General features: G+C 72.9%; 12 protein-coding genes and 1 tRNA gene. 5 read left to right on the forward strand and 8 right to left on the reverse strand.

The window, feature by feature from the left end:
• Positions 1-4 precede the first annotated feature (4 nt).
• A complete protein-coding gene (locus tag WMF44_RS13755; protein ID WP_437299575.1) occupies positions 5-1,201 on the reverse strand; it encodes an ATP-binding cassette domain-containing protein in 1,197 nt (398 codons plus the stop codon).
• Between the two features lie 377 nt (positions 1,202-1,578).
• Here WMF44_RS13755 and WMF44_RS13760 point away from each other — a divergent pair, with 377 nt between their 5' ends.
• From WMF44_RS13760 to WMF44_RS13770, 3 genes are all read left to right on the forward strand, one after another.
• Entirely contained in the window at positions 1,579-2,826 is a 1,248-nt protein-coding gene (locus WMF44_RS13760; protein WP_012235167.1) for an aspartate kinase, read from the forward strand.
• Positions 2,827-3,056: 230 nt separating this feature from the next.
• On the forward strand, positions 3,057-3,242 hold the full coding sequence (locus WMF44_RS13765) for a hypothetical protein (RefSeq protein WP_437299576.1): 186 nt from the start codon (positions 3,057-3,059) through the stop codon (positions 3,240-3,242).
• 390 nt (positions 3,243-3,632) lie between these two features.
• On the forward strand, positions 3,633-4,064 hold the full coding sequence (locus WMF44_RS13770; protein ID WP_437299577.1) for a hypothetical protein: 432 nt from the start codon (positions 3,633-3,635) through the stop codon (positions 4,062-4,064).
• A gap of 361 nt (positions 4,065-4,425) precedes the next feature.
• On the opposite strand, the gene WMF44_RS13775 is transcribed toward WMF44_RS13770, so the two are convergent.
• Positions 4,426-6,057 (reverse strand): TROVE domain-containing protein, encoded by a 1,632-nt coding sequence (locus tag WMF44_RS13775; RefSeq protein WP_437299578.1) that lies wholly within the window; start codon positions 6,055-6,057, stop codon positions 4,426-4,428.
• 166 nt (positions 6,058-6,223) lie between these two features.
• Positions 6,224-6,361: transfer RNA gene (locus tag WMF44_RS13780), tRNA-Arg, on the reverse strand.
• 372 nt (positions 6,362-6,733) lie between these two features.
• Here WMF44_RS13780 and WMF44_RS13785 point away from each other — a divergent pair.
• Together WMF44_RS13785 and WMF44_RS13790 are read left to right on the forward strand one after the other, a co-directional pair.
• On the forward strand, positions 6,734-7,972 hold the full coding sequence (locus WMF44_RS13785) for a leucine-rich repeat domain-containing protein (protein WP_437299579.1): 1,239 nt from the start codon (positions 6,734-6,736) through the stop codon (positions 7,970-7,972).
• 552 nt (positions 7,973-8,524) lie between these two features.
• Positions 8,525-9,280 (forward strand): hypothetical protein, encoded by a 756-nt coding sequence (locus tag WMF44_RS13790; RefSeq protein ID WP_437299580.1) that lies wholly within the window; start codon positions 8,525-8,527, stop codon positions 9,278-9,280.
• A 139-nt stretch (positions 9,281-9,419) separates the two neighbouring features.
• Here the strand turns inward: WMF44_RS13790 and WMF44_RS13795 are convergent, their stop codons facing one another.
• The 5 genes from WMF44_RS13795 to WMF44_RS13815 form a co-directional block, all read right to left on the reverse strand.
• Positions 9,420-11,525: a S9 family peptidase gene (locus WMF44_RS13795; RefSeq protein WP_437299581.1), complete on the reverse strand. Its 2,106-nt coding sequence runs from the start codon at positions 11,523-11,525 to the stop codon at positions 9,420-9,422.
• 92 nt (positions 11,526-11,617) lie between these two features.
• A complete protein-coding gene (locus tag WMF44_RS13800; protein WP_437299582.1) occupies positions 11,618-14,647 on the reverse strand; it encodes a hypothetical protein in 3,030 nt (1,009 codons plus the stop codon).
• Positions 14,648-14,808: 161 nt separating this feature from the next.
• A complete protein-coding gene (locus tag WMF44_RS13805) occupies positions 14,809-15,360 on the reverse strand; it encodes a hypothetical protein (protein WP_437299583.1) in 552 nt (183 codons plus the stop codon).
• A gap of 126 nt (positions 15,361-15,486) precedes the next feature.
• Positions 15,487-16,185, reverse strand: coding sequence for a hypothetical protein (locus WMF44_RS13810; protein WP_437299584.1), 699 nt, complete (start codon positions 16,183-16,185; stop codon positions 15,487-15,489).
• 194 nt (positions 16,186-16,379) lie between these two features.
• The gene (locus WMF44_RS13815; RefSeq protein WP_437299585.1) at positions 16,380-18,656 is read right to left on the reverse strand and encodes a hypothetical protein; all 2,277 of its coding nucleotides are present in this window, start codon (positions 18,654-18,656) and stop codon (positions 16,380-16,382) included.
• Between the last annotated feature and the right edge of the window lie 117 nt (positions 18,657-18,773).

Raw genomic sequence — 18,773 nt, forward strand, 5'->3', positions numbered from 1 at the left:
CCGTTCAGCCCTTCTTCTTGGCGGGCGCTTCTTCCTTCGCGCCTTCGTCCTCGTCGCCGTCGCCGCCGTCCTTGGCTTCGTCGCCGGCGCTGTCGTCGTCCTCGTCCTCGTCGTCCTCGTCGTCCTCGTCGTCGGCCGGCGCGCCCGCCTCGTCCTCGTCGTCGAGGTCGTCGGTGATCAGCTTGCGGCCGCGGTCCTTGCGCTCGTCGCCGCGCGTGAGCGCCTTGAACACGTCCTCGAGGCTCTGCGAGTCGCGCCGCATCTCGAGGAGGAGCCAGCCCTTCTGCACGACGAGCTGGAAGAGCTCGGGCCGGATGTCGCCGCCGAGCGCGCCGAGCAGCTGGAAGCTGTGGGCGCTGTCGCCGGTCGGCAGCTCGGTGACGCTGGTGACGCCGGGCAGACCGGAGAGCGCCTCCTGGACCTCCTGGGCCGTCGGGGGCTTGCGCGCGCCCGACCGGTAACCGTCGCCGCCCTCGAAGACCTTCTTCTCGTGGACGGTGATGACGTACCGGACCTTGCCGCTCTTGGCGCGGATGTCGTCGAGCGGGCCGTCGGCGACGACGCGCCCCTTGGAGACGACGATGGCGCGGGCACAGGCGGCCTCGACCTCGGACAGGTTGTGGGTGGAGAGGAGGATCGTCCGCTCCTTGCCGATCTCCTTGATGTAGCGGATGACCTCCGCCTTCTCGTTCGGGTCGAGATCGCTCGTCGGCTCGTCGAGGATGAGGATCGGGGGGTCGTGGACGAGCGCCTGGCCGAGGCCGACGCGCTGGCGATAGCCGTGGGAGAGCGTGCCGATGTCCTTGCCGAGCACCTGGGCGAGGCCGCACACCTCGACGATCCCCTTCATCCGCTTCTTGAAGAGCGAGTGATCGAGGCCGCGCATGTCGGCGACGAACGAGAGGTATTCCCAGACGTTCATCTCGCCGTAGAGCGGGGCGCGCTGGGGCAGGTACCCGAGCTTGCGCCGGACATCGAGCGGGTCGTCGAAGACGTCGTACCCGTGGACCCGCGCCGTCCCGGCCGACGCCGAGAGGAAGCAGGTGAGGATGCGCATCGTCGTCGACTTGCCGGCCCCGTTCGGTCCCAGGAAGCCGACGACCTCGCCGCGATGGACCTCGAAGCTCACCTTGTCGAGCGCGCGCAGCGACCCATAGCGCTTGGTCAGCGAGCTCGCCTCGATCATCACATCGCTAGCCAAAATGACCTCCTTAGATGGTTCCTTGAGAAGCGGAGCGCCCTGCTCCGTCGTTCGCCCCTGGCGATCCCCCCCGCACTGACCGGCGGGCGCGCCGTTGTGGCACCCTGGATCACCCATTACCCAGGCGAATGGCGGCGCCATCGTAGCGGCGGGTGGATCTCTGTCAACAGCGCCGACCCGAAGCGGCTGAACCTGGGGTTTATTCCCGGCGATCGGGGGCGCACCGGGCACGGTTGTCCGGGCTATCCCCGGTTTGGCGGGGTCGCAGCGGTTCCTCCGCGGCGTGTCGTGCGCGGGACGGGCTCGTCCGGCGCGCGCCGTTGCCGAATTTCTCCTTGACCCGAGCGGCTGTGTTGGACTAGTTGGCCACACCTCGCGTGAGCCTCATCGTCCAGAAGTTCGGCGGCACGTCCGTCGGGTCCATCGAGCGCATCCAGCGGGCGGCCGCGCGGGCGCTCGCCACACAGCAGGCCGGTCACGACGTCGTGGTCATCGTCAGCGCGATGTCCGGCGAGACGAACCGGCTGCTCAAGCTGGCGTCGGACATCGCGCCCGTGCCCGACGCGCGGGAAATGGACGCGCTCGCGGCGACCGGCGAGCAGGTCTCGGCTGCGCTGATGGCGATCGCGATCCAGGCGCAGGGGGGCAAGGCGCGGAGCTTCCTCGGCCACCAGCTGAAGATCCTGACGGACAGCGCCTATACGAAGGCGCGGATCAAGGCGATCGACGCCCAGCGGCTGCACGAGGCGCTGGCCGGGGGGAAGATCGCGGTGGTCGCCGGGTTCCAGGGCGTGGACGACGCGGGCAACATCACGACGCTCGGCCGGGGCGGCAGCGACACGAGCGCCGTGGCGATCGCGGCGGCGGTGGGCGCCGAGTGCGAGATCTACACGGACGTCGACGGCGTTTACACGACGGACCCGAACATCTGCAAGACGGCGCGGAAGATCGAGCGGATCAGCTACGAAGAGATGCTGGAGCTCGCCTCGCTGGGAGCGAAGGTCCTTCAGATACGGAGCGTGGAGGTTGCGATGAAGTACGGTGTCCCGGTGCATGTGCGGTCATCGTTCTCGGACGTGCCGGGCACGTGGGTCGTCAGCGAGGAGCAGTCCCTCGAGAGCGTGACGGTGACGGGCGTGGCGCTCGACCGGAACGAGGCGCGGGTGATGCTCGTCGGCGTCGACGACAAGCCGGGCGTCGTGGCGCAGATCTTCGGCGCGCTGGCCGAGGAGAACATCAGCGTCGACATGATCATCCAGAACGCGCCGAGCTACGGCCTGGAGACGCGCGGCACGTCCGGCGAGGTAAAGGCGGACGTCACGTTCACCGTTGGCAAGGCGGATCTCCCGCGGGCGAAGCTCGTGATGGAGAAGGTCTCCAGCGGCGTGCGCGCGATGAGCATCCGTTACGAGGAGGACATCGTGAAGGTGTCGATCGTCGGCCTCGGGATGCGGACGCACGCGGGCGTGGCGGCGCGGATGTTCCAGCTGCTCGCGGCGGAGGGGATCAACATCCAGGCGATCTCCACGAGCGAGATCAAGATCTCGTGCCTCGTCTCGACGAAGTATGCCGAGCTCGCCGTCCGTGCGCTGCACGATGGCTTCGGGCTCGGCGGCAAAGCCTGAGCGAACCTCTGCCACCGTCGTGATGCGCTCGCCGTGAGCGGCCCCCGACCCGGTCGGTGAGGCTGCTCGCGGCGTGTTGCGTTGTGGCGTCGTGATCGCTCCGTCAGGGGTGCACGGCGTCGCTCCATGCGCGCGCTGAGCTCATCGGACCGAGCGACGTTGCCGTCGGCACCTGTGGAGGCATCCACCTCCAGGGCGGCCCTGCGCGGGTGGTGGACAAGGGTCAGTCCATGGGCGGCGCGCAGAGCGCCTGGCACGAGGGGCGGAGCTCCCCGAGCGTGGATATCGTGTTCACGCGGGTCGATCGCTTCGTCCAGAGCGACTTCTATATCCGGAGCTCGCAGCCGGCGAACGGGCGCGCGGACATCGCTCCGCCGAGCGAGGCCTGCGCTGCGGACGACCTGACGTGTCCCTGATACGGCCCCTGCGCGCGCCGCGCCGGCTCCGATGACACGCCGTACAGCGTAGCCGCTTTCACTTCACCGCCGGCGTGCGGAGTCGGGCCTCCGATGTCCCATGTCACGTGACATGTCACGCCTCTCCCATGTCACGTGACATGTCACGCCTCTCCCATGTCACGTGACATGTCACGCCTCTCCGATGTCACGTGACATGTCACGCCGCTGCGTCAGAGCAGCTGCCGCTTGATCGGCTCCGCTGATTAGGTTAACGCTGCGGGGGGGCGGTGACAGGCTTGTCTTCAACGATGTATTGGGTCTAGAGCCCGCCTTGCCACCACGTCTGCTGGAGGAAAATCAATGACATCGAAAAAGCTCGCTTTGCGCTTCAGGATTGCGTCTTCGCTCATGTTGTTCTGCGTCGCCGCGGGAGCTGCCGTGTCCGCGGCGTCGTGCACGGTCGCCTCACCAGGCGAAGCGAGCGACTGCGCGCCGGGCGAGGCGGGGTGTGGCAGCGAGAGCCACGCGACAGACGCCTTCGCCCTGGAGGAGGAGCTCGTCTGCGACAACACGAACGTCTGCGGAGATTATGCCAGCGGGTGTGTCCAATGCGCGTTCGCAGGCAACTGCTCAGCTGCTCTCGACGCCTGCGGGGGCAGCGACTCATGCGTCCTCTACCTGGAGTGCACTACGGTCACGTGCGGGCTGGATCCTGAATGCGTGGCCGAATGCGCGGAGACGTTCCCGGCGGGCGCCGCGCTGGCCCATGCCATGTATTCCTGCGTCTACTGCGACGAGTGCCCGAACGACTGCAGCGGAGTGGGCTACGCGTGCGAGTGACGGCGCAGCCCGCGCCGACCTTCACCGCCGCACGTCGCGCGCGACGCGGGCGCCGAACGCCTTGAGCTTCTGATCGGCGCCTGCCGGATCGAGGATCGTCTCGGGCTGGCGCAGGCCCGGAGGGGAAGGGCGGGCCCCCCCGCGAGCCCGAGGCGGCGCTCGCCGGCGACAGCGAGGCCACGAGGCTCACCACATCGAGGAGCGCGAAGGCGCGCCCGCGATGCGTCGTGCCGTCAGCCGCTGTGACCCTGCGCTCCGCGTCGTCGCCCGACGCCCAGATCCATCGGCCGTCCTTGGCGCAGCAGCGGACTCGGCACCCGCTGCTGCGCTCCTTGGGTTCGCGCTCTCCAGGGACGGGACGCTAGTCCTGCGCCATCGCCGCGGCGAAGCGCAGCAGCCCCTCACCCCAGCCGCCGAGGATGTAGGTGCGGTCGTAGAACTCGGGCACCAGCGTGTCCTGGTACCCGGCGACCTGGACCAAAAACACGCGCACGTCGCGGTTCACCCGGGCGCGGTACGTCGCCACGAGCTTCGCCACGTCGATGTAGTGCCCGTTCCAGGCGAAGTCCGCGTAGTCCTTCGGCCGCGTACCGTACAGGCCGCCGTGGCCGGCCTGCATGTCGCTCATCACGAACACCGAGTCCCAGCGCTGCCGCTCGCGGATCGCGCGATCCCAGAAGAGCCACACGCCGTTCTCGGTCGCCGTCCCGATCGTGCGGGCGAGGTGCTCCGCCTTCTCGAGCTGCGAGAACACGCTCTCCTGCTTGCGCACAGCGAAGGTCTCCAGCCGGTCGCCGAACACGCCGAGGTGCCCGTCGCTCGCGCGCATCCCGGCCACGACCCCCGTGAGGTTCGCGATCGTGGAGATCTGCATCGTCCCGAGGCTGCTCGTGGTCGTGCCCTGCGCGGAGCCGCTGTTGTCGCAGAGCACCATCACGCGGCCGGGGAAGTACGGCACCTGGCCGAGCGATCGGTTCAGGCACTTCTCCACCGCGTCGAGCACGGCGCCCGGCGCGCAGCCCTTCACGGCGCGGTAAGCGCTGTAGTACCGGAACGGCAGCTGCTTGCCCTCCGCGGCCGTCTCGACGAGCTTCGGCAAGAACTGGTCGAACGGCACGCCCGCCTCGATCAGGTTGCGCAGGTTGCGCAGCAGGGCCATGTGGCCCATGACCGGCAGCGCCTTGCGCCACGCGCACCGGTTCGAGCCGCGCGCCGAGACGATCGCCTCCCAGGTGCGGCCCGTCGCGCGGAGGGCGCCCTTCGCGAGGCGGTCCACGCTGGGGCTCTTCGGGTGCACGAGGTTCATGACGTCCACGGTCTTGCTCCCCTTGCCCTCGAGCCGGTACTTCGCGAGGGCGTGATCATCGAAGCGCTCGAGGGCGTCGCGCAGCGCGCGCTTCAGCGCGTTCGGCACCGGCTTGCCAAAGCGGTAGAGCTGGTACGCGAGGGCGACCGCCGGCTCGTCCGCCCGCTTCAGGATGGACGGCGCGTAGCGGCGCACGAGGCCCGTCCCGCGCACGGAGGCGGCGTTCGCCGCGCGCACCAGGATGACCTGGGGCGTCGTGCGCATGTGCTCCTCCTCGCGCAGCCGCGCCGCCTCGGCGAGCGTCGCCTCCGGGTCGGCCGCGAGCGCCTCGTCGATGGCCTTCTCGATCAGCGCCGCCGGCGAGAGCTTGCGCCACTCGGCCGGGTCCACGGCGCCGAGCGTCTCGCGCAGGCGCCGCACCTCGGCGTCCGAGAGGCGCGCGCGGGCGGCCGCCTTCCTCGCCGCCTTCGCCGACGTCTTCGCCTTCGCCGCGCTCACGGCCTTCGCCGGGCGCGGATCCGCGGGATCGAGGTGGTAGTACATGGGCTCGCCGAAGAAGCACGACGAGGCCGCGAGGCGCAGGCGCTTCAGCGGATCGGCGATGTCGTAGGAGCGGCCGCCCATCCAGTTCAGGTGCGCGTCGGCGCTGCGCTTGTCCTGACGCTTGAGATGCTGAAAGAACGCCATGATGACACCTCCATCCTCGACGCACGCGCGGCGAGGGGTCGAGAGCGGGGCGCCGGGTTGAAGGTGCGCCCCGCTCGAGAAAGCGGGCGCAGCGCGGAGGATGGTGGTCACGGGGTTGGTCGTGTCAAAACGAAGGAACCGTGACGCTCACTGCCGCGCTGCACCCTGGTGCCAGAGGCGGGAGTCGAACCCGCTGCCTCGTCCTTAGAAGGGAAGTAACCCCGGATCTCACTGCCGGCGCTCATCGCGCCGGAGAACACCGTCCGGAGTTGTTTTCGCGCTCTAACCGCTGAGCTACTCTGGCGTGGACGCAGGGGGGTATTGCAGGGCGGATGCCAAGGTGGTCTCGGCCGGCGCCGACCGCGGAAACTCCGGGGTTCACGGGCGGGAGCGAGGGCAGCCGACGGGTCCCGTCCGTGCGCTGCATATCCTACGGGATAAAATCCTAGATGAAACGCTAGAACGGAGCGATCGCCGTGGTCGGCGCGCCAGAAGGCGCGCGCCGCTGACGAACGCGCCCGTCGAGCGAGCCGGCTGCGACGCGGCGCGAGGGATGTGGCGCAGCCTGGCCCATCAGGCGGGGGGATGAGCGGGATGCGCCAGAATTGGCCGTGCTCGGCGGCATCGGGTTTGCTGGAGCCGCCTCATGCTCATCCGAACGCCAAGCTGCTTCGTGTTGGCCACGTACCTTTCCCTCTTCGGCTGCGCCCCCCTCGACGACGATGGGAGCGCGTCGGACACGGGCGGCGCTCCGGGCGCGAGCGTCGACGCCAGGCCCGCTCCGGAGGGCTGCAGCGGTATTCTGGAGGTGCCGGATCCGGCGCTCGCCGCGGGCCTCCGACAGATGCTTGGCCTCGGCGCCGACGAGCCGATTCCGGGGGCGGCGGTCGCCGTTCCTCGATCGCTCCTCCTCAGCAGACTCGGCATCGAGGACCTGAGCGGCCTCGAGTGCGCCACGTCGGCCGAGCAGCTGTCCCTCCGAGGTAACGAGATCGAGGACATCTCGGTCCTCGCGCGCCTGCCGCGGATCACTTCCTTGTACCTGGACGAGAATCGGATCGTCTCGCTGGGTGCGCTCTCCGGGCACCCGGCGCTCTCCACGCTGTCCGCGAAGGACAATCTCATCTCGTCGACGAGCGACCTCAATGACCTTCCGGAGCTTCAGCACCTGATGTTGTCGGGCAATCCGCTCGAGGCGCTCGAAGGGCTGGACGGCGTGCAGGCCCTCTACCAACTCGCGGTCGATCGCACGCACATCGCCGAGCTCTCGAGCCTCTCCAAGTTTCCGGCCCTGAACGTCGCGCACTTCACGAACACCGACGTGAGGAGCCTCGGGACGCTGCCGCGCCACGGCTCCCTGAGGGCGCTGATCCTGGCGGATGCGGAGGTCGAGGACGCGCGCCTCGGAGCGGAGCTTCCAGCCCTCGAGAACCTTCAGCTCGACGGCAATCACATCGCGTCGATCGCGGGGCTCGATCCCGCGAACGTGCCCAAGCTGAAGAACCTGGGGCTCGATCGCAATCCGCTGACGGACACGTCCCCGCTCGCCAGCCACCCGCAGCTGGTGGTGGTGCAGATCAGCGAGATCGGATCGAGCGGCGCGGATCTGAGCTGGGTCACGGGGCTCACGGGTCTCACGTGGATCGAGGCGCGCTCCGACGCCATCACCGACCTCACACCCCTCCTGGGCGTACAGCGCATCGTCAGACTGGATCTGTCGGACAACCTGATCGAGGACGCGTCTCCTCTGAACGACGTCGTGTTCCAATCCTGCGCGCGGGTCTCTCTCTCGGGGAACCCCGGCGAGAGCTCGTTCGGCAGCGTGCTGGACGCGCTCTGCGCGAGGAATATCGAGGTCGACGGCCATTGCTCGCCCGCTGCGTGCACTCCTTGCCCGAACGCGAACTGCGAATGAGCGCCTCGGCTCGACGGCGCCGAGCCAGGGCGCTGCGCGCGGACCGCCTTTCACGTCAGGATCCCTGGCCGTGGGGATCCAGAGGGCGCGTGAGGCGGACCTGTGCGGGGGATCCGGAACGTCGCGACCGTGGAGCGCGCTCATCACCGTGGGCGTGAGGGGGGTACGATCCAGGGATCGGTAGAATTTTGAAGGAACGCCCAGATCCAGACCTGGGGGTTACGTCGTGGCGCGTGCCCTGGGGTAGGTCGAGACCTCTGAGGCGGGTGCGAGAGGAGGGCTCAGCCAGGTCGCGACGTCGGCGGCAGGCTGGAGACGAGGGTCTGGTCAGGTCGCGACGTCGGCGGCAGGCTGGAGACGAGGGTCTGGTCAGGTCGCGACGTCGGCGGCAGGCTGGAGACGAGGGTCTGGTCAGGTCGCGACGTCGGCGGCAGGCTGTCGTCGGCTGCGCCCCCGTTCCCGCTCTCGCGAGCTCGACTCCTTTCGTCGGCGCCGGCGACAGGTATGATGGCGCCCGCCCTGAACGCGCACGCGCGCGGTGGAGTCGCTCCCATGCCCGATCCCTACATCTACCAGCGTGACATCGAGACGTACGGCCGCTTCACCGCGTCGCAGATACAGAAGCTCGTCGTGCCGGTCGACGCGGGGTTCGGGAAGGCGCTGCGCACCGTCACGGCGCGCCTCGACGCCGCGGCCGAAGCCCTGCGCAAGGCGAAGCTGGACGCGACGGCCGCTCCCGTGCCTCCCGGCGCGGTCCGCGGATCGAGGGGCGGCAGGGCCAATCCGGTCGCGGCGGGCCGCGGCCTGCTGCGCCGCCTCGTGGAGCACGCCGCCTCGCGGCCCAACGGGGTCGCGCTGGCCCGCGAGCTCCTCCAGGGCCAGACGCTCGCCACCGTGCTGCGCCGCCGCCCCGCGGCGCTCGCCGCGGCGCTGACGCACGCGATCGAGGTGATCGAGCAGCACGAGGGGCAGCTGCCCGAGCGCGAGGCGTGGACGGCCGACCTCGAGCGCTCCCGGGACACCCTCGAGCCGCTCATCCGGAGCGTGCGCAAGACCCGGCTCGCGCGCCGCGCCATCACCCCGGAGATGAAGGCCGCGCGCGACGAGTGGCTCAACACCTACCGCGCGGCGAAGCTCCTCGTGGAGTGTGTGCTCCGGCTCCACGGCAAGACGTCGTTGATGCCCGAGATCTTCGGCGATCTGCCGCGCGCCCCCCGCGCCGCCGAGGTGGCCACCGCCGCGCGACGCCTGCCGGCCAGCGCGCACGCGCACGCGCACGCGCACGAGCACGAGCACGAGCACGCGTGATGATTCCGCTGCTCACGCCGGAGCTCGACGGGTTGAAACCGCCAGGAGAGAGCGGAATTTAGAACCGCCATGACACCACGGACGCCAAGGAGAGAAAGAATCTTGGCGTCCTCGGCGCCATGGCGGTTCATTTCTTTCCTTACCTGCCGTCCCCGCCCCCGAGGTGCGCCCGGAAGAAACGCACGAGGTGCCCGTACTGGAGCACCTGGTTGTCCCGCTTCTGCGCGCCGTGCCCCTCGTCGGCGAACAGGATGAGCTCGGACGGGATCTTCCTTGCCTCCAGCGCCTGCTGGATCTGCACCGACTCACCCGCAGGGACCCGCGGATCGGACACGCCCTGCACGATCAGCAGCGGCGCCTTCACCCGATCGAGGTACGTGATCGGCGAGAGCTTGAGCAAGGCGTCCCGATCCTTCTCGGGATCACCGTACTCGGAGATCCGGAGGATGCGCCGGTAAGGCGCCGTGTTCTGGAGGAACGTCACGAGGTTGCTCATGCCGACGACGGCGGCGCCCGCGTCGTACGCGCCGGCGAACATGGTCATGCCGATCAGCGAAGAATAGCCGCCGTAGCTGCCGCCGAAGATGCCGACCTTCGGCGGCCGGCCCTCGTGGCCGAAGCTCGCCTTGACGAACTTCGCGGCGTCCTCGATGTCCGTGATGACGTCGAGCCGCTTCGCGCCGTCGTCGGCGTGCAGCCATGTCTTGCCGTAACCGTCGCTCCCGCGGACGTTTGGCTCGACGAACACGAACCCGGCGTCCACGAAGATCTGCGCCCGCGCGCTGAACCCAGCCCTGGTCTGCACCTCCGGGCCGCCGTGGAAATGGACGATCACGGGACACGGCCGCTCGCACCGCGCAGGGCGGCGCACGAACATCGGGATCTGCGCCCCGTCGCGCGCTGGATAGGACTCCAGCGCGGCCGCCGAGAACGCGCCCGGCGCCACCTCGGGCATGCTCGGAGCGTGCCACTGCGAAAGCTTGCCAGTCGTCCAGTCGAGGACATGCGCCGTCGCCGGCGACGTCGAGGTCTCCAGGAGCAGCGTCGTGAACCGGCCGTCCCGCGTCGTCGAGACAGGGGTCACGTGATCCGCCGCCGGGAGCGCGGGCAGCTTGATCTCGCGGTGCGACCTCGCGTCGAGCGCGCGGAGCCGCGTGTAGCCCCGCTCGTTCACCGTGTAGAGGATCCTCTTCTTCGCCCGATCGACGGAGAACGCGCTGACGTCGAACGGGATCTCCGGCGAGATCGGCGTGAGCTTCCCCGCCTTCCAGCTGTAGAGCCGGCGGTGCTCCCCGAGGCGCGGCGTGAGCACGAGGACCTCGCCGGGGGCCGCGCCGTAAAGGGCCCTGTAGTCCTCGCGCTCGCCCTGCCCGAAGAGGGGAGTCAGCGGGTCGGCGCCCGGAGCGGCCTTCGCGGAAGGCGCCCACTCGAAGAGCTCGCTCATGTTGGAGCCCACGTCCTTCGCGAGCAGCAGGCGGCCGTCGCCCGCGGCGTCCACGGCGCGCCAGATGCCCTCGCGATCGAACACGACCTCTCGCTGCCTCGACGCGATGTCGTACCTGTAGATGACGTACGCGTCCTTCTTGACGTCGTTGGCCCGATAGTAAACGTGCCGCCCGTCGTCGGAGACGAACTGGAGCTGCGTCTGCACGCCGGGCATGTGCTGGATGGCGACGAGCGGGCCGCCCTTCACGTCCTGCAGGTAGAGCCCGGGGTTCTCCTCGCCCTTGCGGTCGCGCGAGAGGACGAGGCGCGCGCCGTCCGGCGTGACGTCCGCCACGACGGTCGGATCCTCGCCGCCCGTCAGCTGCAGCGGGAAGCGCTGCGGCCCGTCGAGCCGGAAGACCTGCCTCGTCCCCGTGATCGTCCAGGTGAAGTAGAGCGCCTTGCCATCCGGCCCGAGGACGCCTCCGGAAGGCGCGCGCACGTCGAGCATGGCCTGGATCCGGCGCGAGACGTCGTCCGGGAGCGGAGGCGGCGCGTAGCGCGCCAGGATCTCCGGAGAGACGCTCGCCGCGCCGTGCCCCGCGTACCCGGGCCGCTCCGGCGCGGGCGCAGCAGGCCGCGGCGGTCCGGCGGGCGAAGGCGGCGCCAGAGGCGCGGACGCGGCAGGCCGAGGCGCAGCCGCCGGAGGGACCGGCGGGGCCGGCGCGCACGCCGCGGAGAGGGCGAGGGAGCCGAGCAAGCCGAGCAAGGAGCGCCGCGCGGCGCCATGGCGCACGCGCCGCGTCGAGGAGGACGACATGCGGCGCATTTCGCCGGAGCGGGCGCGCGCCGGCAAGGTCAAAGGCCGCGCGGCGCGGGCAAGGTCAAGAGGCCGCGCGGCGCGGGCCCGCCTCAGTCGAGCTCGCCGGGGAGCTTCGCGCGGCCGAGGGCCGCTTCCGCCGCCGCCAGCTGCGCCGCGAGCTTCCGCAGCTCCTCGGCCTCCTCGCCCTGGAGCGAGATGTTCGGGACGAGCGCGTTCAGGGCGCGGCGGTTGTACGCGAGCCCGAGCGGCGAGCCCTTCTCGAGGTTCATCACCATCGACTCGGCCAGCACCGCCAGCGCCTCCCGGTGCAACCCCTTCGCCGAGAGCACCTCCGCGAGCGCGGCCGTCGAGCGGGCCAGGCCGAGCAGGTCGCCGAGCGCCTCCTCGGCCTCGATCGCCGCGGTCAGGCGCTGCGTCGCGCGGTCGAGGCGGCCGTTGCGGAGCTCCAGCCGGCCGATCGTCTCCCACACCCGGGCGAGCTCCCGGGTGTCGCCGAGCTGCTTGTAGGCGCGCTCCGCGGCGAGCGCGTGGTCGAGGCCCATCGACAGCGCGTCGGACTCGCGCCCGGGGCGGGCGGGGACGTGGAGCGGGATCCGCGCGAAGAGGTGGTCGGTCTCGGCGAGCTCGACGCGCGCCGACGGATCGACCCGGGCCCGCTCCTCGAAGGTCCGGCGCGACTCGATCAGAAGGTGCGTCGCGCGGACGGGATCGCCCATGCGCACGTGGACCGCCGCCTGATCGTTGAGCAGCCGGGCCGCGCCGAGCGCGTCCCCGGCGTCGAGCAGCTGGCGGCTCGCGGTCGCGAGCTCCTCCAGCGCGCGCTCCAGCGAGCGCGCGTCGCCCATGTCGTAACAGACGCCAGCGATGAGCACGGCGACGTCGGCGTGCAGCTCCGGTGGGTCGCCCTGCGCGAGGAGCGCGCGCGCGGCGTCGAGCACCTCGAGCGCGTCGGCGAGCGTGCTGGCGGGGTCCGGGCCGGCCGCCTGCCATTGCACCCGGGCGATGCCCGCGAGCGCGCCGATGCGGAGCCGGCGGCGCGCGGGCGTGGCCGGCATGCCGTCGAGCAGCGAGAGCGCCTTCCGCCCGTAGCTCAGCGCCTGGGCGTACGCTCCCATGTCCGCCGCCTCGACCGCGGCCGCGCAGTAGCGCCGCGCCGCTTCCTCGTGCTCGCCCGCCTCGGTCAGGTGCGCCGCCGCGCGCACGTCGTGGAGGTGGCGTCCAGCGCCGTGCGCCGCCGCGCTCGCGGCGCCCGCTGCCTCGGCGCGATCGGGCGCCGCGGGCGCCGGGTACATGGACACGCCGAGCGGCGCCGCGGCGCGCAGGGACTCGGCCGCGGCGCGCCCGGCGACGGAGTCGGCCGCCGCCGGCCAGGAGAAGGCGTGGCGGGATCCGGAAGACGATCGCTCGGACAGCGCGGCAGGGACGCGCAGCGAGGCCCCGCGGGCCGAGCGGCTCGGCTCGTCCGGGAAGGCGCCGCCGAGGGACGCGAGATCGCGGGGCACCCGCATCGGCCCCGGGATGGGCGCGTCGAGCGAGTCGGGCGGGGCGTCGAACATGAGGGACTCGGGCGGCTCCGAGACGCGGCGGCTCTCGGGGTTGCGGTGGAACAGATCGGCGTAGGGCCACGCGGGATTGCCGGGCCCTGCGGGGGCCATCGGCGCGGGCCTGTCCTGGGTGACGCGCGGCGGCGCGCGGCGCGTGTTGCTCATGGACGCACCGCCGGCAGGGGCCACGGCTGGCGGCGGCCTCAGCGTCTCGGCCGCCCGCGGCACCCCGCCGCGCGCCACCGAGAGCGTGGGGTCGGCGGTCTTCTCCCACTCATCGGCGGTCGCCGCGCCGCCGGCCTCGGGGGTCGGCCCGCCGGCGACGGGCACGCCGGGCGAAGCGGCCGCTGGTGACGCCGTCGCCGGCGACAGGCCCGGCGGTGGGGGTGCGGGCGCGGCGGCCACCGTGCGCGGCGTCGCCATGGCGGGCAACGACGCGGACGGCGGCGCCGTCGAGAGCGGCGGCGCCCCGGCCTTCGCCTGCGCGGCGGCCCTCGTGGCCGGGTCGTCGCCGCGAGGCACGCCGAGGTTCGCTCCGCCGACGACGTGCCGCTCGACGGTCGACGTGAGGATGGCCGCGCTCTGGGTCGGCGGCGCCGCGGCGTGGGCCGGCGGCGCCGCGGCATGGGCCGCCTGGTGATCGGCCGCGGCGACGCCCGGAGCGGCGCGCGGCTCGCGCGCGGCCGCGGCGTCCGGCGCGGTCCCCTCCTCGCTGAGCAGCGTCGCGAGCCGCCGGTGCCACACGCGGGCGAGCGACGGGAGGATCGATCCGCGGAGCGTATCGACGGTCTCCTGCGGGAGATGGAAGCGCCCGTCGCCGCGGTCCTCGACAGGAACACCCGCGTCCGCGGCGCGCTGCAGCGCATCGAGCACGTCGAGCGCGTCGACGCGGAGGAGCGCGGCGACGAGCTCGCTCTCGAACCCCGAGCCGACGATCGCGCCGGCGCGGAGCACCCGGAGCACCTCGCCGGGCAGCTCGCGCACCGCGACCTGCGGCTGCGGCTGCGGCTGCGGCTGCGGGGGCGTTGTCGCGCTCGTCAGCGTGATCGCGCCGTCGGCCGGCCGGAGGAGCGCGTCGGCTCCGCAGGCGGCGCGCATCGCGTCGACCAGGCCGCCCGCGGGGCCGGTCGGCGCGTGCAGGCGGAAGGAGAGGACGAGCGCGACGCGGAGCGCGTCGGGGCGGGACACCACCCGGCGCAGCACGTCGAGCGTGGCAGGATCGGCGTGCTCGACCGCGTCGAACACGATGGCCCACGTGCGATCCGCCTGCTGCGCGAGGCGGTTCGCGGTCTCGATGAACTCGGCGTCCACCATCAGCTCGTGCACGTCGCCGAGGAGGCGGCGCCGGAGCCCCGAGGCGGCGCGGCCGCGCGCCTGATCGATCGTCGCCTGCGCCCCGCCGGCGAGGCGCTCGATCTGGGTCCGCGCGTCGCGCAGCGGTCCGAGCGTCATCTCGGGGACGTCGCAGCGCACCCGCACGATCCGCAGCCCGAGCCGCGCCGGCGGATCCCCGGGGACGATGTTCAGCAAGGCCGTGTGCCGGCCCTCGGAAATGCGCTGCCAGAGCTGTTCCACGGTCCGCTCCTCCTCTCTCCAGGCGCACACGGCCCAGAGCGGGGCGCCTCGTCGTGCGCCACGGGATCCTCCGCGTCGTTCGGCTCGCTGCGGCGTACTTTCGTGCGCCTCGCTCGCCTGCCTCGCGGCTGGGCCCGTATCCTACGAGCCTGCACCCCGCTCTAGTATCCCCAGAGGAACTCCGCGCGGGCGAACGCCGTGAAATAGCTCCCCGGACCGTCGCCCGCGCCAGGGAGGAGCAGGGTGTACTTGCCAGCGAAGCCGGCGGCGAACTCGCGATTGAACGCGTAGTCGATGCCGAACGGGATGGAGACCCCGAACTGCCCCCGGTGGCAGCCCGGCTGGCCAGACGAGCCGCAGGGCGCGAGGCGCACACTGTCGTATGCGCCGGTCATGAGGCCGACGTAGGGGACCCACTGCAGGATATCGATGACGTACGTGGCGCCGGCGGATGCGCCGAGGAGCATGAGATCGCCCCCCGGGTGGGACGCGGTGTTGACCTCGGCGACCGCGTTGAAGGCGTCCGTGAGCCCGTAGGCGAGGTGCAGGCTGCCACCGATCCCCGGGTACGTCCCGCCGTCCGCGAGGAGCGCGTAGCCGACGCCGGCGCCGGCATGCCATTGCCGTTCAAAGGCGTCGGCCCGCGAGGGGGCCAGGAGCGCGAGGAGCGCGAGCGCGGCGGAGGTCAGCAGGGCGACAGGGGGGCATCTCATGGTCGGTTGCGGCGAGCAGCCCGGAGCGCCCCCGCGGCGAACCATGGATCGAGGGCGACGACGGCGCGCGCCGGGCGCTCGATGGGCGCGCGCGGCCGAGGCTAGCACGCGCGCCGCAGGACATGTTCAGCGGAGCTGCTCGCGGCGACGGGGGGCGCGCGACGCCTCCGCGCCCTCGTCCTCGATCTCGTCGGCGTAGATGCGCGCCGCGGGGTCGGCCGCGCCCTCGCCCGGATCGATGCGGAGCGACGGCCGGGGAAAGCGGACGGCGGCCGCCCCCGAGATCCCGGGGAAGGTGTAGAGGATCTCGCCGCGCTCGCCGATCTCGACGCCCACGTCGCCGGGGCGCTCCTTGGCGAGCTCGGTGAGCAGGGCGTCCGCCTCCGGGGCCGGCAGGTCGAGCGCGACGCCGACCTCCTGCGCCGTGAGCGGGCGGCGGCGGTGCGACGCGAGCGAGAAGATCGCCTGAACCTGGGCGTCGCGCGAGGCCTTCGCCCCGGAGCGGGAGAGCTTCCGCCCGCCCAGCAGGAGGAGCAGGCCGACGGCGAGGGCGACGAAGCCGATCGGCAGGCCGATGGCGAGGCCGGCGATCGACCCCGGGAACAGCGCGGCCGCGCCCAGGCCGAGGAGGAGCGCCAGCGCGGTCCCGCCGATGAGGACCAGCCAGCCGAGCACGCCGGCGACCGCGCCGCCGACCCTGGACGGCTGCCCCGCCAGGCTGACCGATTTGCCCGCGAACGGCAGGCGCTCCCGACCGCACGCGGTGCAGTACGCGGCGAGCCCGCGGTGGATGACGGGCGCGTTCTTTCCGCAATGAGGACACATGAGGACTCCCCCGCGAGCAGATCTCCGCGAGCCAGGCCGTAGCGTAGGAATGAAGCCCCTCCGCCGCCAGGTGTGCGGCCGCGGGATCTCCAGGTTTTTCGCGGGCCCGCCGCGCGGGTCGGCGTCGGTCGGCGCCCGTCAGGGTCCGTCAGCGTCCGTCAGCGTCCGTCAGCGTCCGTCAGCGTCCGTCAGCGTCAGATTCCGAGGTAGCGCGCGATCTCGGCGCGGTCCGGGTCGGAGGCCACGGCGCGCAGGGCGTCGTACCGGCGTTGCCATGCGGCCGCGCTGCCTTCATCTCCACGCCATCGCGCCGCCTCGGCGCGGGCGAAGGCGTAGCGCCGGAGCGAGAAGCGCGAGGCGTCGAGCGCGAGGAAGGCGTCGAGCCACACCTCGGGATCGCCCTCGCCGTCGCCGAGCAGCTGGGCCGACAGCGCGGCGTACGGGACGAGCGCGGGCGGCGCGTCGCCGCGCCGGCGGAGGGCGGCGTAGCGGAGCGCGCGGCGCGCGGGCGGCGGCGCGTCGCGCGCGGCGCTCCAGGTGGAGAGCGCGCGCGAGAGCGCCGGCTGGCCGTCGCGCGCCCAGGGCGCGTCGAGGCTCGCGAAGCCGACCCACGGCCAGGCGGCGGCGTGGTCCGCGGGCAGCTGGGCGGGCGGGCTGCCCTGGCGGAGCGGCGAGTCGCCCGGAGGGAGCGCGAGGGAGAGCCGGGTCCACCGCGATCGCGCGTCGAGCAGGGCGAGCTCCGCGCGGGCAAGCATCGCCTCGCCGGCGGGGTCCACCGCGCGCGCGGCGGCGGCCTCCTCGTCGGCGAGCACGGCCGCGCGCGCGGCGTCGCGCCGGCGCCCGCGCGAGGCGAGGAGCTCGGCGCGCTGCAGGAGCACGGCCGCGCGGAGCGCTGGCGGCGCGGCGGCGAGGTCGACGCGCTCCACGAGATCGAGCGCGCGATCGCGCTCGCCGACGAGGGCCCACACGCTCGATCGCGCGAGCGCCCGGGCCGCCTCCGGCGCGAGCTCCGGGGCGAGCGGGCCAAGGCGATCCAGCGCGTCGACCGCCCGGGGCGCGTCGCCTTCGAGCGCGAGCTCGCGGGCGGCGCGCAGCGCGAGCGCGCCCGCGGCCGCGCGCAGCGCGTCGGCCTGGGACGGCGAGAGCTGGGGGGCGGCGGCCAGCTCGGCGGCGCGCGCGGCGGCGCGCGCGCGCAACGACCCGGCGATCGCGGGCCTCGCGAGCCCGCGCTCCGGGAGCCAGTCGAGCGCGCGCAGCGAGCCCGCGGGCAGTGCCGTCGCCGCGCGGGGCTCCACGCGCGCCGGGGCGCCGTCGAGGCCTGCCTCTCCTGCCGCGGGCTCGCCCCCATCGTCTTCTTCCGGTTCCGGTTCCGGCCGCGCGAGCGCGGCGGCCTCGGCCGCGTCGAGCGCCTCGTCCTCCGCCAGCACGACGGCGAGCAGATCGCCGCGGGCCTCGGGATCGAGCGCGGCCGAGGTGCCGAGCAGGTCGCGGATCGCGCGCGTCGCGCGCCGCGTCGCCTCGACGGCGTCCTTCCGGGCGGCGGCGAGGCGGGCGCGCTGCGCGAGCCGCGCCTCCACGGCGTCGGCCACGCCGGCCTCGGGGGCTTCCGGCATCGGCGGAGGCTCCACGCCGGCCCGGGCGGCGCAGGCGACGAGGACGGCGCGGACCTCGCCCCAGTTGCGCGCCATGCCGGCGTAGCGCCTCGACGCCCGGTCGTCCTGGTTGAGCGTCAGGAGCTCGATGCCGCGCTTCGCCTCGGCGTCCGCGCCGAGGCAGAGGATCGCGCCGGTGGTCGTGCGCAGATCCTCGTCGCGGGGCTCCATCGCCGCGTACCCCTTGGCGATCGCGAGCGCGCGCTGCGGGTCGCCCTCGGTGAGCGCCGCTCTGAGGGTGTGCACGCGCACGTGCCAGTCGGTCCAGCGGTCCGGCTGCGAGAGGAGCGTGCGGCGATCGCCGAGCCTCGCCGCCTCGCGGCCTAGGCTCGGCGCGCCGCGGGCGGGCCCGAGCTCATCGAACGTGACGCGCCCGGTCCCGGCGGCGACCGTGGCCTGGGCCGTCGCCACCGCCTCGGTCGCGCCGGCGAGCGCCGCGCCGTCCGGCCGGCCGACCGCGGCGTCGGTGTAGTCGGCGACCGCCGCGCGCACGCCGAGCTCCTCGGCCAGCGCGCTCGCCGCCCTGTAGGTCCAGGGCAGCCGCGACGGCAGCGCGAACCAGCGGATCTCGGGCCTGCAGTCGGGCAGCGCCGGGCCGCGCGGCGCCTCGATCGAGGCGAGGCACGCGGCGGCGGTGCGCGTGCCCACGCGGATCGCCGCGACAGGGCCGAGGAGAGCGAGCGCGGGCACGGCCACGGCGGCCGCCGCGAGCGCCAGGGCGAGGGGGCGCCGCCAGGGCGGCCGCGCGGTCGAGGCGTCGCGGTGGAGCGGGGAGCCCCCGTCGCGCTCACGAGGCCGTGGGGTGGGCTGCGCGCACACGGGACGGCTTTTAGCCCACGGCACGGCCGAGCGACACTGCCTCCGCGACGCAGCGTGTTCCACGTCCCGCGAGGCGGCGTCACCCGCGGAGCGCGCGCGCGACGTGCGAGCGCGCTC

Source organism: Sorangium sp. So ce426 (assembly GCF_051475585.1).
Taxonomy (GTDB): Bacteria; Myxococcota_A; Polyangia; order Polyangiales; family Polyangiaceae; genus Sorangium; species Sorangium cellulosum_B.

Coding starts and splice junctions, on each gene's coding strand:
- WMF44_RS13765 (WP_437299576.1), top strand. CDS start 3,057: ATGGGCGGCGCGCAGAGCGCCTGGCACGAGGGGCGGAGCTCCCCGAGC.
- WMF44_RS13770 (WP_437299577.1), top strand. CDS start 3,633: ATGTTGTTCTGCGTCGCCGCGGGAGCTGCCGTGTCCGCGGCGTCGTGC.
- WMF44_RS13775 (WP_437299578.1), bottom strand. CDS start 6,057: ATGGCGTTCTTTCAGCATCTCAAGCGTCAGGACAAGCGCAGCGCCGAC.
- WMF44_RS13790 (WP_437299580.1), top strand. CDS start 8,525: ATGCCCGATCCCTACATCTACCAGCGTGACATCGAGACGTACGGCCGC.
- WMF44_RS13795 (WP_437299581.1), bottom strand. CDS start 11,525: ATGTCGTCCTCCTCGACGCGGCGCGTGCGCCATGGCGCCGCGCGGCGC.
- WMF44_RS13805 (WP_437299583.1), bottom strand. CDS start 15,360: ATGAGATGCCCCCCTGTCGCCCTGCTGACCTCCGCCGCGCTCGCGCTC.
- WMF44_RS13810 (WP_437299584.1), bottom strand. CDS start 16,185: ATGTGTCCTCATTGCGGAAAGAACGCGCCCGTCATCCACCGCGGGCTC.